This is a genomic window from Shewanella eurypsychrophilus, from assembly GCF_007004545.3.
GTDB lineage: Bacteria > Pseudomonadota > Gammaproteobacteria > Enterobacterales > Shewanellaceae > Shewanella > Shewanella eurypsychrophilus.
On sequence record NZ_CP045503.2, the window covers coordinates 5,070,767 to 5,085,481 of the forward strand.

Below are 14,715 nucleotides of genomic sequence, written 5' to 3' on the forward strand. Positions count from 1 at the left end.
TATGACACTAGTGAGCAATAATTTCTAAAATAGCGATCACAAAGGTTAATCTTTGACGCTATAGAGAAACTGGCCAATCAGCTCCTCGAGCACCAATGCTGAGTGCGTATCTTCCACTCGGTCACCGTCGACGAGCATGGCAATGTCATCATCAACAAAGCCCGGTGTTAATCCCAAAAACTGCTCACCCAACAAACCTGACGTTAAAATCGATAAGCTACTGGTCTCAGGAAATTGATTAAACTCTTTCTCCATCGACAGCTCTACCACAGGAACCAATTCTTCTGGATCAAGGGTAATTGCACTCACTCTGCCTACCACAACACCACCCACCTTAACTGGAGAACGCGGCTTCAGACCACCAATATTGCTAAATTTAGCATAGAGAGTGTAATTATTGGCACTGGACCTAACGTCGACATTGGCAACGTTAAACACTAAGACTAGAAAGGCAGCCAGACCAGATAAAATAAACAGCCCCACTAATACTTCAATTTTTCGAGTTAACATACTCAGCTCACCACTCTACTTCTTAAGCAGGCTCTGCCTGCTCAATCATATCCATTAACGACCAAACATTATCGCCGTAAGTAAAAAATCCAAAGCCAAAACTGCCAGGCTAGATTGCACCACAGTCTGTGTTGTTGCTTTACTAATCCCTTCCGGATTAGGGGTCACTTGATATCCCCGGTATAGGGCAATCCAAGTCACAACGACAGCAAACACTAAGCTCTTAATGATGCAATTGACGATATCTTGCCGCCACTCAACAGAGGCTTGTAAAATAGACCAAAAGCTACCGCTATCGATACCTTTCCACTCAACACCGACCAGATGTCCACCGTAAATACCTATGGCAGTAAACATCAAGGTTAGCAGGGGTAAACTCACCACTCCGGCCCAAAAGCGTGGTGCGATGATCTGCCTAAGCGGATCGATAGCCATCATCTCTAAACTTGAAAGCTGCTCAGTGCTCTTCATCAAGCCAATTTCAGCCGTTAAAGCAGAGCCTGCACGTCCGGCAAACAAAAGTGCCGTCACCACAGGGCCTAACTCGCGCAGCAAACTCAGTGCAACCATAGGGCCTAAGCTTTCTTCTGTGCCGAAACCAACAAGAATATGATATCCCTGCAGTGATAACACCATGCCAATAAACAGACCTGATACTAATATCAGCAGCATAGATTGCACACCAACAACATAAAGTTGCTTAACAAATAAAGGCCATCCCTTTAAGCGCGGTTTGCGTGCAATAGCGCCCCATAACATAAGACCGGCTCGACCAAGTCCTGTTACAAAACCAATGGCTGCTCGACCCATTGTTGCCAAGCTTTCAGTTATAATCATACGACTTTCCTCATACAGGTATAAGGAAAACCAGAGTATTGTTTAATCATTAACTTTTCTGTCACTGACCGACGAGCTCCTCAACATAATTAACTGCAGGAAAATGAAAAGGTACCGGACCATCAGGTGCACCGTCGATAAATTGTTTTAATTGAGCATTATCGGCATATTTTAATTCTGCTGGCGTTCCTTGGGCAATCACATGTCTATCTGCCATGACATAAACATAATCGGCGATACCTAACACTTCTTGTACATCATGAGAGATCACCACAGAAGTCAACTGTAATGCATCAGAAAGCTCTCTAATTAGCTTAACCAGCACTCCCATAGATACAGGGTCTTGTCCTGCAAATGGTTCATCATACATCACCATATCAGGCTCGAGTGCTATCGCTCGGGCCAAAGCGACTCTTCGCTGCATTCCGCCAGACAATTCTGTTGGCATCATCTTGGCCGTACCGCGCAAGCCAACCGCTTCTAGCTTCATCAGCACGATTCGGGCGATAATATCTTCTGCAAGCCCCGAATGCTCTCTAAGAGCAAAAGCCACATTATCGAACACATTCATGTCAGTAAAAAGCGCACCACTTTGAAATAGCATGCTCATGCGCTTACGCAAATTAAATAACTGATCTCGGCTACATTTATGGACATCATGGCCATCAAACAATATCGTCCCAGTATCAGGAGTCAGTTGACCTCCGATCAACTTAAGTAAAGTCGTTTTACCTATTCCACTGGGCCCCATGATGGCAGTCACTTTCCCTTTCGGGATAGATAAACTGATATCATCAAAAATCTGATGTTGACCACGACTAAAACCTAAATGGCTGATCTCAACCAATGATGCTGAAGTTGGTGATTTTTTATGATTCATATCGCATCCATACGCAACGGGAAAGGCTGATAGACCTTGCGAGAAAAAGGCAAATTGTACGAAATTGGGCTATCAGGCACAACTGAATCGGCACAATCTTGACGCAATACTTTCATTTTCTCTCAAATCCAGCGAAAATGCGCGGCAGACTTACTTTAGAATTGAATTTGATGTTATTTAATATATTTTTACTTATTGCGGGATTAGGGGCTTTAGTATGGAGCGCCGACAAGTTTGTTTACGGCGCTGCTGCATTTGCTCGTAACTTAGGACTCCCACCTATGCTGATTGGACTAACTATCGTCGCTATGGGAAGTTCTGCACCAGAAATGTTTGTCGCCGCAACAGCCTCAATGGACGGCATGACAGATACAGCAATAGGCAATGTATTAGGTTCTAACGTCGCCAACATTACTCTTATTCTAGGTATCACGGCCTTAATGGGGGCCATAGCTGTCCGCTCTCAAACTCTATTACGTGAAATACCTATGATGCTTGCCGCTACGGCTATAGCAGGATATTTTCTTCACGATGGATTTCTAACCCGCATGGAAGGCGTCATGCTGATGGGACTGTTCTTCATTCTCATGGGCTACTTAATCTGGCACGGTCTGACAAATAAGAATCCTGACCCTTTGGCTGATGAAGCTGATGAAGAGATCCCAACTGGCGTACCGACTCGCAAGGCAGTACTCTGGTTAGTAGTGGGTATTGTGCTATTACCTTTATCTGCAGATTGGATGGTACAGGGCGCCGTAGGGATCGCGAAAGCGTACCACCTATCAGATCTGGTTATCGGCTTAACGATTATAGCGATTGGTACTAGCTTGCCGGAGCTAGCAGCCTGTGTCGCTGGCGTATTGAAGAAAGAAGATGACTTAGCTATAGGCAATATCGTCGGATCAAATTTATTCAACATTCTTGCAGTCCTCGCCCTTCCAGCGTTGATTGCTCCCGGTGAAGTCGATGCCTCAGCCAGCACCCGTGATTTTTATATGGTAATGGCTACCAGTAGCGCCCTTGCCGTATTCATTTTATTAAGCGGCCGCGCTAGAGCATTAAAGCCTTGGCATGGTGGCGTGTTACTGTTCACTTTTATTGCGTACCAATTATTTCTTTTTCTTGCATAAAAAAGACGTAGATCGGCCTGAATATACAGAGAGATCAAAATGGTAGATGTAAACAAATTACGCCAGTGGGGCAAAAACGTTATCGATGTAGAGCGTAACGCACTCGATAACTTATACCAATACGTAGACTCGGTAGAGTTTGCGGCAGCATGTAAACTGATCCTTGACTGCACCGGAAAAGTTATCGTGATGGGCATGGGAAAATCTGGCCATATAGGCAATAAGATTTCGGCAACATTCGCCAGCACAGGTACTCCGGCCTTTTTTGTTCATCCAGGCGAAGCCAGCCATGGTGACCTTGGTGTGTTGAGCGAAAACGATATTATCTTAGCCATTTCTAACTCTGGCGAGGCCAGCGAGATTTTAACCTTAATGCCGGTCATTAAGCGTATGGGGCTGCCTATCATATCTGTCACAGGCAAACCAGAATCAACCATGGCAAAACATGCCATTGTTCACTTATGCATCGAAGTGCCTGAAGAGGCTTGTCCATTAGGGCTCGCACCGACATCGAGCACCACCGCCACTCTAGTGATGGGCGATGCGTTAGCCGTTGCCCTGCTCCAAGCTCGTGGCTTCACTAAAGATGACTTCGCCCTGTCTCATCCTGGTGGTATTTTAGGTCGTAAGTTATTGCTTAAAGTCAGCGATGTAATGCACAAAGGTAAAGAGTTGCCTCTTGTTAGTCATAATATCTGCATTACCGATGTCCTTTATGAAATATCTAAGAAAGGCTTAGGTATGACCGCCATTACAGATGACAACAACACCTTAGTGGGTATCTTTACCGATGGCGATCTTCGCAGAGTCATCGATGCTCAAGTCAACTTGAGAACAACCCCTATCGCCGACGTCATGTCTAAAGATTGTGTCACGGTATCGGACGGTATTCTTGCCGCTGAAGCATTGAAAGTGATGGATGAAAAAGACATTAATGGCCTCATTGTTGTCGATGAAAACAATACGCCCATAGGTGCGCTTAATATGTTAGACATGGTCAAAGCAGGAGTTATTTAATATGAGTCAATCACATCAAACTTTTTACGGTCCAGTTGAAGACAATATTTGGCAAAAAGCTAAACAGATCAAGTTACTCATTTGCGATGTCGATGGTGTATTTTCAGATGGTCTAGTTTATATGAGTAACGGTGGCGAGGAGCTTAAGACTTTTCACACCCGAGATGGCTACGGCGTTCGTTCCTTACTCACCAGCGGTCTGCCCGTTGCGATTATAACGGGTCGTCAATCTCAAATTGTCGAAGATAGAATGACAGCGCTAGGGATCACCCATATTTATCAAGGTGTTGATAATAAAATCGTCCCTTACGAAGAGCTACTCTCATTGTATAATGTCACACCCGATCAAGTCGCCTATATTGGGGATGATGTGGTTGATCTTCCTGTGATGAAACGAGTTGGTCTGTCAGTTTGTGTCGCCGATGGACATCCCTTTGTAAAACAACATTCTGACTTTGTTACCTCGATCAAAGGCGGTCATGGTGCACTGCGAGAACTGACCGACTTGCTATTACTCAGCCAAGACAAATTCGACTCAGCTCATGGAATGAGTATATGAATAGAGTGACGCTTGCCATTATTGCTTTCTTTGGCACTGCATTGATCTTGTATTGGCAAGTACAAACCAAAAAAAGTGATGAAGGAGCGGCAATCGATAGAAGTTTAAGCCCTGATTACATTGCTGATAATCTTCGTAGTGTAGATTATAATGAGTTAGGTATCGTCAGTAGTCGTGTCACTGCCACTCATATGGAACACTTTGAGGAAGCTGATATGACTTACTTCACTCAACCTATATATCTTGTGTATCCCAATGAAGGTCAAGCCCAATGGCGACTACAGTCGAGCACGGGCACACTCAACAAAAAGTCAGGAAAAGTTGTCCTTGAAAATAATGTTATTATCGATGCAATTAGTCCTAGAGAGCCTATTCAAACGATAAAAACCAGTTACCTTGAATTAGATCTTAATACCATGGTCATGACCTCAGATCGCCAAATCTATATCACAGGTAATGATTTTATTATTGAAGGCTTGGGGCTATTCGGCGATCTCAATGCTCAAAACGTGCAGCTTTTGAGCAAAGTTAAAGGCACTTATGCGACCCCCAGAGATCACATAGGTGATGTCATGCTAAAGTAAGATTAGTTAAGGCATCAACCTTGGCCAATACATGAATTCAAGCTCCCAAGGTTAGCTAACCTTGTGAGCAAAGTGACTTACACCATTTGAAGGAAGATATGAACAAACATAACTTAATCATTGCAGCCTTGCTATGCATCACAAGTTTTAGTGGTGTCGCAAAGCAAGATGATCTCTTACAAGAGGTTAAAATCTCTGCGGCAAGTCAAGAAGCCGATATAAAAAACAATCAAATGGTCTTTAATGGTCCAGTCGAAGTAACGCAAGGATCGATTAGAATCTTAGCCGATGAACTAAGAGCATCTTCTAAAGAAGATGGTGGCGGAAGAATATTGGTTGCCATTGGTAAGCCTGCAACCTATTCACAAATAATGGAAGATGGCCGTCCGGCTTCAGCAAGCGCTGAAGAGATTCGTTATGAGTTATCGAATCGAACATTAACCTTAATCGGCAATGCCACGCTTGAACAGGATGGTAGCCAAGTAAAAGGCAACATGATCCGTTATAACATTGCTGAGCAACGGCTTATTGCCGAGAGTAAAGGCAATGACAGGGTTATTACCATTATTCAACCTGAAAACTATCAAGAAAGCAGTCAGGAAGAAAGAAAAGACCCTGAGCCCAAACCAGACCCAATTCCAACTCAGTTACCAGAGATTGAGCAGGAAAAGCAATGAAGCAGAAGACACTAAAGGCTGTAAACCTTGCTAAGAGTTATAAAAACCGAGCCGTAGTACAAGATGTCAGTATCACAGTTAAAACCGGCCAAATTGTTGGCCTACTGGGACCCAATGGTGCAGGAAAAACAACAACCTTTTATATGGTTGTGGGCCTAGTACAAAGTGATAAGGGCAGGATTTTAATCGATGATGATGATCTGACACTCGATCCAATGCACCTTAGGGCAAGAAAAGGCATTGGTTATCTTCCACAAGAAGCGAGTATTTTCCGAAAACTATCAGTAAGAGATAACATCATGGCGGTGTTACAAACCCGCTCAGATCTCGATAGCAATGGCCGTGACGAACAGCTCGAAAGTTTACTCGAAGAGTTCCATATCACTCATATTCGAGATAGTCAGGGCATGGCTTTGTCTGGTGGAGAACGTCGCCGAGTTGAAATTGCCAGAGCGCTCGCAGCAAACCCGCAGTTTATTCTTCTCGATGAACCTTTCGCAGGTGTCGATCCTATTTCAGTTATCGACATCAAAAAAATCATCGAACAACTTAAAAGCCGAGGGCTTGGTGTGCTCATCACAGACCATAATGTGAGAGAAACATTGGATGTTTGTGAGCGAGCATACATAGTAAGTCACGGAAATTTGATCGCTGAAGGCACACCCGCTGAAATCTTGGACAATCAGCAAGTGAGAGCTGTGTACTTAGGTGAACAATTCAAGCTATAGTTAATCAATAAACTCTTTCTTCCTCGCGTATTAAGAGCAAAAAAAATTTACCAACGCTCAGCTTACTTACAGTGAGTTTAGGGGCCAGAGAAACCCCAGTTCAATTAAACAGGCTTTCTCATTTTATAATTACAATGAAGGGAATAGCGGTAAATGAAAGCGTCACTCCAGCTTAAAATGGGTCAGCAGTTAACCATGACACCGCAACTGCAACAGGCCATTCGCCTTTTGCAGCTATCGTCGCTGGAACTGCAACAAGAAATCCAACAAGCATTAGACTCCAACCCCCTTCTCGAATTAGACGAGGAGCAAGTTGATCTCCCGGTCAATGGTGAAGATAAAACCATTGATTCAACTGAATTCAGTTCTGGCTCAGAGGATGATGCACCTCTCGATAGCTCAGCAGTAGATACTTCTGAAGCCTTAACTCAAGACTCGATGCCTGAAGACTTTCCTACGGACACCACTTGGGATGAGGTGTATACCGCAACGCCAAACTCTAGCTCTGGCGCTATGCGCGACGATGATATGCCTTTTCAAGGAGAAACTAGTGAAGGCTTATACGAGCACCTAGAATGGCAAAAGAACCTTACACCTTTTTCCGATAATGACCTCGCGATAGCAACCGCTATCATAGATGCTGTGGATGAGAGAGGCTATCTCACCCAAAGCGTCGAAGATATTCTTGAAGCGATGGGCGATCCAGAAATTGAGCAGGATGAAGTTGAAGCCGTTTTGAAACGTGTACAACATTTCGATCCCATTGGAATTGCAGCGAGAGATATCAGTGAATGCTTAATGATCCAACTTGCACAATATGCTGACACTACACCACATATCGATAATGCGCGTATTTTAATAGCAGATCACCTTGATTTAATAGCAGGACGAGACTTCCGCTTATTGATGCGTAAGACTAAGCTCAAAGAAGATGATCTTAGAGAAGCTATTGAGTTGATTCAAACGCTTAACCCTCGCCCAGGGTTAGCCATTACACTTGGCCGTGATGAATACGTGATCCCCGATGTCACTGTCACCAAGAAAAAAGGCCGCTGGGTCGTTGAGCTCAATCCAGACTACATGCCTAAAATCAATGTAAATCAACATTATGCTTCTATGGCAAAAAGCACCAAAAACCAAGCTGATGGCCAGTTTATCCGTGGACATCTACAGGAAGCTAAGTGGTTTATCAAAAGCTTAGAGAGCCGAAATGATACCCTGCTAAAAGTTGCCAACTGCATTGTAAAATTTCAGCAAGGTTTCTTTGAATTTGGTGAAGAAGCGATGAAACCTATGGTGCTTAACGATATTGCAGAAGCCGTTGAGATGCACGAGTCCACCATTTCGCGTGTCACTACTCAAAAGTATATGCATACTCCGCGAGGCATATTCGAGTTGAAGTACTTCTTCTCGAGCCACGTAGGAACTGATGATGGTGGTGAGTGTTCATCAACCGCTATTCGTGCCTTTATTAAGAAGTTAGTAGCAGCAGAAAATCAGAAGAAACCTCTGAGTGATAGTAAGATGGCATTGTTATTGGCAGAGCAAGGCATCAAGGTTGCCAGACGAACCATAGCCAAGTATCGTGAAGCTATGATGATTCCACCTTCGAATCAACGTAAAAGTTTATAAACAATCAATTTAGACCTTAAGTCGAAATAATCTATTCTTCACTTAAGGTCTGAGCCGCACTCAAAAAGAGCAGATGACCAGAAGAAGCCTGCAGTCGAAAATATGGCTAACCTCCTGGTATAACAGGGAACAGTGTTGTGAGTTAAGCCAAAATAACTTAGCGAAATCAGCCAAAGAGTTATCTATAATCGGAAACTGGAGGAGTATTTCTATGCAAATAAACCTAACTGGACATCATATCGAAATCACCACATCACTAAGACAATATGTTGAAGAAAAGTTTACTAAGCTTGAACGACATTTCGATCAGATCAATAATGTGCAGGTTATTTTAAATGTTCAAAAAATGCAGCAAAAAGCAGAAGCCAAACTTCACCTAGCGGGTGCAGAGGTTTTTGCAGCGTCTCAAAACGCAGACATGTATGCCGCAATCGACTCCCTGATAGATAAGCTAGACCGTCAGGTTATTAAACACAAAGAGAAGCTGACAAAACATTAACGATGGAATTAAGCACCATCCTGCAGCCGGAGTGTACTACTTGCGCCACTCCGGGCAGTAAGAAAAAGGTACTGGAACTCATCAGCGATCTTGCCGCTGTCCAGTATCCGACCCTATCTTCACAAGAGATATTTGAAAGCCTCTTGGCGAGAGAAAAAATGGGAAGCACAGGTATAGGTAATGGTATAGCGATACCTCATGGAAGGTTAGCCAATATCAATCAGCCCGTTGCCGTACTGATTAAGTGCGAGGAGCCGATCTCCTTTGACTCAATCGATAAGCAACCGGTAGATATACTTTTTGCACTTTTAGTACCCGCTGAACAATGTGAACAACACTTAAGTACCTTGTCATCAATGGCAGAGAAACTTAATAATAAGCTCATTTTAAAGCAGTTACGAAAAACACAAGATGAGTCAGAACTCTATCAGGTAATAACACAATGAAGCTGGTGATAGTATCCGGTCGCTCCGGTTCAGGAAAATCTGTCGTACTTAGGGTCTTAGAAGATCTTGGCTATTATTGTGTCGACAATCTTCCTCTTCCTTTAATCGATACTTTACTCGAGCAACTTAAAGGCAGTAATGATCTGGTCGCGATTAGCGTCGATGTTAGAAACATGCCAGAACAGGAGAAAGAACTCGAAAAGCAATTATCGAACCTCGCTGAAGGCACCGAGCTTCTCAGTTTTTTCTTAAACTCCACAGATGAAGTACTGCTCAAGCGTTATAGTGAAACCCGCCGCTTACATCCTTTATCTCGCACAAAGAGTTCACTACAAGAAGCGATTGAGCATGAGCGCCAGTTACTCGAACCCGTTTCTAAATTGGTCGATCATTACATAGATACCTCCGAGCTTAATATCTATGATCTGAGCAATCAGATACGTGAAATCCTTTTAGGCTGTGTTGATAAAGAGCTGGTGATTAATTTTGAATCATTTGGCTTTAAGCATGGCATGCCTGCTGAGGCTGACTTCATGTTCGACGTACGCTTTCTACCGAACCCACACTGGGAGCCCGAATTAAGACCGATGACAGGCCTTGATGAACCTGTTCAGCTATTCTTAAGTCAGCAACCAACGGTTAATAAATTTATCTGGCAGATTGAGAACTTACTCGAAACTTGGTTACCCCATTTAGAAAGAAATAACCGCAGTTACCTTACAATAGCAATTGGCTGCACAGGCGGGCAACACAGATCTGTGTATGTCACCGATCAGCTAGCTAAACTCTTCAGTAACAGCAAACATACAGTGAAAGCCAGGCATCGTGAACTCAGCAATGATTAAGCTTGAACGTCAGGTGACCATCTGTAATAAGCTAGGACTTCATGCAAGAGCGGCGACCAAGCTCGTCGTACTGGCCTCAGAATTTGAGGCTGAGGTCACCATAGTTCAAGGCGAAAAAAGAGCTTCGGCGGCAAGTGTGCTTGGTCTCTTGATGCTAGAAACTGGCATGGGAAAAACCATTACCTTACTCGGTGAAGGCCAAGACGCCGATGCAGCTCTCGATGCTATCTGCGCACTCGTCGATGCTAAATTTGATGAAGCAAGTTAACTTAGGGCCTGCTGATCTTTCGAGCTTGAATTTTGCTCAATCTCAATGGGTTTAGTGCAAAGCATCGAGCGATGACGCCTAATGGGTTAAGCGAAAAGCTCGTAACGCAGCAATAAGGCCATTGAGATGAGCCCGTAGGGCAGCGTTTGTTGGCCATTTCTACTGCGTTATCGCTTGTTTATGTAGAGTAACTACACATCACAAGCTCTACCTTGCATAAAGGACCAACAACTCGCTGCAAAAACAACCGTGAAAGATTAACAGGACCTAGCACTGTAATAAATTCAGAGTATAATCTTCCTTTCCTTTGCATATTAATCAGTTAAATCTAATCTTAAGCTAGATACCATTTCAAAACTCAGGGAGGGTCAGCCATGCCGATAGAAGTATTAGACAATCAAACCACAGATCAACGTCTCAACCAGCTTACTCAAGCCCTTGGTAGTGGGATGTTCGTCCACGTCAGAAACATGCTTCATGACATGGCAGCTTCTGATGTCGCCTTTATTTTAGAATCATCCCCACCGAGAACCCGTCAGGTACTGTGGCAGCTTATCGATTTAGACCACACGGGTGAAATTTTAGATGAATTAGGTGAAGAGCTTAAAGATAGTCTCATCAAACAGATGACCCCCCAAAGGGTCGCTAAAGCTGCTGAGGGTATGGATACCGATGATTTAGCCTATATCTTACGCAGCCTACCAGATAGCGTCTTCAATCAAGTACTGCAATCCATGAGTGGCCAAGATAGGGCCAGAGTTGAGCAAGCCCTCTCCTATCCCGATGATACTGCTGGCAGTATCATGAATACAGATACCGTTACCCTAAGGCCAGATGTCAACATAGATGTAATATTACGCTATCTTCGTATTCGTGGTGAACTGCCAGAAGCAACCGACACGCTATATGTGGTCGATAAGCGTGATTGCTTACTTGGTGGAGTAAGCATTTCCAATCTATTAACCTGCAATCCTGACTCTTCGGTCAGGGATATTATGGCCTCAGATTTAGAAGGCATACCGGTTGGTATGAGTGACAGTGAAGTTGCTCAGTTATTCGAACGTCACGATTGGATCTCTGCGCCAGTCATAGGCGAAGATTCCCAGTTACTCGGTCGTATCACCATCGATGATGTGGTTGATGTCATCAGGGAAGATGCCGAGCACTCCATGATGGGTATGGCTGGTATGGATGATGATGCTGATACGTTTGGCCCGGTATTAAAAAGTACCTTCCAACGTTCCCTTTGGTTGACCATCAATTTGTTTGCCGCACTATTAGCAGCCTCTGTGAGTAACATGTTTGAAGGCACTCTAGAGCAGTTTGCGACTATTGCAATCTTGATGACCATAGTCCCGAGTATGGGGGGCGTTGCAGGAAATCAAACGTTAGCCCTGGTGATCCGAGGTATTGCCTTGGGCCAGATAGGACAAAGCAACTCCCGTTGGCTTATAGGAAAGGAGTTAGCCATTGGCTTCCTTAACGGTATCCTGTGGTCAGTATTGGTCTTTCTGGCTGTATGGCTATGGAAAGATGATATCGCGCTAGGGGGGCTGATTGGCGGTGCTATGCTGATTAATATGACTGTCGCTGGATTTGCTGGAGCCAGTATTCCCTTACTCTTGAAAAAAATGAATATCGACCCTGCACTCGCTGGCGGCATGGTGTTAACGACCGTAACGGATGTCATTGGGCTATTCGCTTTCCTTGGATTGGCGACTTTCTTTCTGCTCTAGTTTAACTTTCAGACTAAATGTAACCTAAGACATAACGATTAGGTTGCCGGTTCAAATCTACTTAAGTGTTTTTTACTTCTATACTTGTAAAAAACACTTAAGTCAGCGAACTTCAACCTGAGCTAAAGTAATCTTCCTGCTGCCTAGATTGACTCTTAAGGTATTAAAGGCGCATCGAACCCGTATGATTTAAGTATCTGCTGCCCCTGTTTAGACAAGATAAACATCGCAAGGTTTGCAGAATCTGTGTGCGCGTCTTGAATGATCGTCAGACCATAATTGGCCCCTACTGATAGCGCTTCTGGTATTTGAATAATTTGTAATTCAGGCAGCTCTTTTTGAGCTAATACAGCATTAGTACAGTAGGTTAAGAATATATCTGCACGCTTGTTATCCATGACCCAAGCATAAGGATTTTTTCCTGCTGGGGCCTGAGCAGTATCATCCCCTCCGGTTAACTTTAATGCTTTTTGCTCTAGTTTTGCTGTTGCACCAGGCTCTACCTTGTCAGCTTTACTAAATAACGCCCAAGCATAATCACCAGCCGGATCGGCTTTAGGGGTTGAAATCCCAACGTTGACCGACACATTTAGCATAGTATCGAGCAATGTATCACTGGTCACCTCGACCTCGGCCTGAGCAATAGCACATAGCTTATTACGGGCAAACATAACAACAGGACCAGACTTCCCTACTGATTGCAGGCTCTGAGGATGCTTCATATTCGCAGAAGCGTATACATCAACCTTTTCGCCTGCCTCGATGCGCTTACGCAGCAGCCCAGATGGAGCGAAGTCAGCATGAATAACGTCTTTATCTACTTGTTGATACTCGTTTAAGAGCTCTGCCATAGCCGTTTTCAAACTGCCGGCAGCTCTAAACTCTATGGGAGTAGAATGTGCCATCAATGGCAAGCTTAATACCGCGACTGCAATCCACTTTTTCATCTTCAAATTCCTGATGTTTACTTGTCAAAGTGACATCAGGCCATAGGTAACAATCTGCCTCAATAGCTTCTCACTAAAGCTTTTACTTGCTGAGATAGAGATCGCTAACTTTTTTTATTGAATGGACAAGATGTCCTAAAGTAGCACTATACCTATGGGTATTAAGAATAAAAAAGGCTCCCTTGGGAGCCTTTAAGAAACGTTTCAAAACAACAATTAACTTTGCGGTAGCGGACTCAGGATGATCTCTACGCGTCTATTTTGCGCTCGACCTTCAGCGGTCGAGTTACTAGCAATAGGCTTAGACTCACCAATGCCTTCTGACTTAACTCTGGCATATTCCACTTGCTGTGCAACCAGATAATTACCCACTTCAATAGCGCGAATTTTAGAGAGGCGAAGATTATATGACTCAGAACCTGAACTATCGGTATAGCCAAGTACGTTAATTTGAGTTTGGTCATACTCTTTGGCTACTAGCGCTACACTATTAAGCACATTTTTAGCACCAGGATTGAGCTTCACTTCGTCCACGCCAAATGTTACTTCATTGGGCATATTCAATACGATATTCTCACCCGAGCGTGTCACACTCACGCCGGTAGATTGTAACTGTTTACGTAACTCTGCTTCTTGAGTGTCCATGTAATAACCAATACCACCACCTAGTGCAGCGCCTGAGGCTGCACCAATAAGCGCCCCTTTACCACGATCACTTTTGCTTGAAGATGCTACACCGATTACTGCACCTGCAAGCGCCCCAATCAAGGCACCATTAGTGGCTTTACCGTTCTGGCTTTCATTCGTATATGGATTGGTTGTCTGACAACCTGATATGAAAAGAATAGAGCAAGCGGTAACCGCACTCACTAAGATATTTGTTTTTTTATTTATCATGTTCACTCCAGGTTCTCCCCGTTATGGCGGTATAAAACCTATAACCTAATAATTATTATGCAAAGCCGTATTGTCGCATAACCTAAGGCTGATGCTCAGTGTAAACTTCATTAATTTATTTACAGCTAACGGAAAACGACTCGATTAGCTCCTGCCCAGTTTATAATTAGCCCTGCGAGTACACCTAAGGCTAAACATAGCGCAGGCCAAAATGGGGAGTCTACACCCAGTGAATTAACCCAATAAAACACCGAGAGATTCACGATTGCGGCTACCGTCGCGACTAAGCCTGCAAGCAGTAGCTGCCTGCCTTTTCTCATCTTAGGGCGATGCTTGAACGTAAAGCTGCGATTACCTAACCAAGTAAATATGACCGCTATGACAAAAGCAATAAGCCTTGAAACCAGCACAGACCAAGCTAAATACTGTGATAGGTAGAGAAAAGCCAGCATATCAATAACAAAGCCACCTCCTCCCACCAGCAAGAACTGTAGGCCAGTCACCTCTTTTAAACTCATTAACT

The 14,715-nt window shown here is 43.9% G+C and carries 18 protein-coding genes; 12 read left to right on the forward strand and 6 right to left on the reverse strand.

Annotated elements, in window-relative coordinates; all coding sequences use genetic code 11:
* Window positions 1–45: 45 nt before the first annotated feature.
* The 3 genes from mlaD to FM038_RS21715 form a co-directional block, all read right to left on the reverse strand.
* On the reverse strand, window positions 46–510 hold the full coding sequence (gene mlaD / locus FM038_RS21705) for an outer membrane lipid asymmetry maintenance protein MlaD (RefSeq protein ID WP_142873883.1): 465 nt from the start codon (window positions 508–510) through the stop codon (window positions 46–48).
* A gap of 54 nt (window positions 511–564) precedes the next feature.
* Window positions 565–1,347, reverse strand: coding sequence for a lipid asymmetry maintenance ABC transporter permease subunit MlaE (gene mlaE, locus FM038_RS21710; protein ID WP_142873882.1), 783 nt, complete (start codon window positions 1,345–1,347; stop codon window positions 565–567).
* A gap of 61 nt (window positions 1,348–1,408) precedes the next feature.
* Window positions 1,409–2,227, reverse strand: a complete 819-nt coding sequence (locus FM038_RS21715) for an ATP-binding cassette domain-containing protein (RefSeq protein ID WP_142873881.1) — start codon at window positions 2,225–2,227, stop codon at window positions 1,409–1,411.
* Between the two features lie 170 nt (window positions 2,228–2,397).
* Here FM038_RS21715 and FM038_RS21720 point away from each other — a divergent pair, with 170 nt between their 5' ends.
* From FM038_RS21720 to mgtE, 12 genes are all read left to right on the forward strand, one after another.
* A complete protein-coding gene (locus FM038_RS21720) occupies window positions 2,398–3,357 on the forward strand; it encodes a calcium/sodium antiporter (RefSeq protein WP_142873880.1) in 960 nt (319 codons plus the stop codon).
* Between the two features lie 39 nt (window positions 3,358–3,396).
* Window positions 3,397–4,374, forward strand: a complete 978-nt coding sequence (locus tag FM038_RS21725; RefSeq protein WP_142873879.1) for a KpsF/GutQ family sugar-phosphate isomerase — start codon at window positions 3,397–3,399, stop codon at window positions 4,372–4,374.
* Window position 4,375: 1 nt separating this feature from the next.
* On the forward strand, window positions 4,376–4,933 hold the full coding sequence (gene kdsC, locus FM038_RS21730; protein ID WP_142873878.1) for a 3-deoxy-manno-octulosonate-8-phosphatase KdsC: 558 nt from the start codon (window positions 4,376–4,378) through the stop codon (window positions 4,931–4,933).
* Window positions 4,930–5,517: an LPS export ABC transporter periplasmic protein LptC gene (gene lptC, locus FM038_RS21735; RefSeq protein WP_142873877.1), complete on the forward strand. Its 588-nt coding sequence runs from the start codon at window positions 4,930–4,932 to the stop codon at window positions 5,515–5,517. The genes kdsC and lptC overlap by 4 nt, the downstream gene beginning before the upstream one ends.
* A gap of 98 nt (window positions 5,518–5,615) precedes the next feature.
* Window positions 5,616–6,194 carry a lipopolysaccharide transport periplasmic protein LptA gene (gene lptA, locus FM038_RS21740; protein WP_142873876.1) on the forward strand — a complete coding sequence of 193 codons (579 nt, stop codon included), beginning with the start codon at window positions 5,616–5,618 and terminating at the stop codon, window positions 6,192–6,194.
* Complete coding sequence (gene lptB / locus FM038_RS21745; RefSeq protein ID WP_142873875.1) at window positions 6,191–6,922, forward strand: LPS export ABC transporter ATP-binding protein; 732 nt, start codon at window positions 6,191–6,193, stop codon at window positions 6,920–6,922. The genes lptA and lptB overlap by 4 nt, the downstream gene beginning before the upstream one ends.
* 153 nt (window positions 6,923–7,075) lie before the next feature.
* Window positions 7,076–8,554, forward strand: a complete 1,479-nt coding sequence (locus tag FM038_RS21750) for an RNA polymerase factor sigma-54 (protein WP_142873874.1) — start codon at window positions 7,076–7,078, stop codon at window positions 8,552–8,554.
* Between the two features lie 211 nt (window positions 8,555–8,765).
* Window positions 8,766–9,053: a ribosome hibernation promoting factor gene (gene hpf / locus FM038_RS21755; RefSeq protein WP_142873873.1), complete on the forward strand. Its 288-nt coding sequence runs from the start codon at window positions 8,766–8,768 to the stop codon at window positions 9,051–9,053.
* Window positions 9,054–9,055: 2 nt separating this feature from the next.
* Entirely contained in the window at window positions 9,056–9,499 is a 444-nt protein-coding gene (gene ptsN, locus FM038_RS21760; protein ID WP_142873872.1) for a PTS IIA-like nitrogen regulatory protein PtsN, read from the forward strand.
* Window positions 9,496–10,344 carry an RNase adapter RapZ gene (rapZ, locus tag FM038_RS21765; protein ID WP_142873871.1) on the forward strand — a complete coding sequence of 283 codons (849 nt, stop codon included), beginning with the start codon at window positions 9,496–9,498 and terminating at the stop codon, window positions 10,342–10,344. The genes ptsN and rapZ overlap by 4 nt, the downstream gene beginning before the upstream one ends.
* Complete coding sequence (locus FM038_RS21770) at window positions 10,337–10,612, forward strand: HPr family phosphocarrier protein (RefSeq protein ID WP_142873870.1); 276 nt, start codon at window positions 10,337–10,339, stop codon at window positions 10,610–10,612. The genes rapZ and FM038_RS21770 overlap by 8 nt, the downstream gene beginning before the upstream one ends.
* A gap of 374 nt (window positions 10,613–10,986) precedes the next feature.
* On the forward strand, window positions 10,987–12,348 hold the full coding sequence (gene mgtE / locus FM038_RS21775) for a magnesium transporter (RefSeq protein ID WP_142873869.1): 1,362 nt from the start codon (window positions 10,987–10,989) through the stop codon (window positions 12,346–12,348).
* Between the two features lie 155 nt (window positions 12,349–12,503).
* On the opposite strand, the gene FM038_RS21780 is transcribed toward mgtE, so the two are convergent.
* From FM038_RS21780 to FM038_RS21790, 3 genes are all read right to left on the reverse strand, one after another.
* Window positions 12,504–13,295 carry a molybdate ABC transporter substrate-binding protein gene (locus FM038_RS21780; RefSeq protein WP_142873868.1) on the reverse strand — a complete coding sequence of 264 codons (792 nt, stop codon included), beginning with the start codon at window positions 13,293–13,295 and terminating at the stop codon, window positions 12,504–12,506.
* A 216-nt stretch (window positions 13,296–13,511) separates the two neighbouring features.
* Complete coding sequence (locus tag FM038_RS21785) at window positions 13,512–14,192, reverse strand: YiaD family glycine zipper/OmpA-like lipoprotein (protein WP_142873867.1); 681 nt, start codon at window positions 14,190–14,192, stop codon at window positions 13,512–13,514.
* 125 nt (window positions 14,193–14,317) lie between these two features.
* Window positions 14,318–14,710, reverse strand: a complete 393-nt coding sequence (locus tag FM038_RS21790; RefSeq protein ID WP_223292940.1) for a GtrA family protein — start codon at window positions 14,708–14,710, stop codon at window positions 14,318–14,320.
* Between the last annotated feature and the right edge of the window lie 5 nt (window positions 14,711–14,715).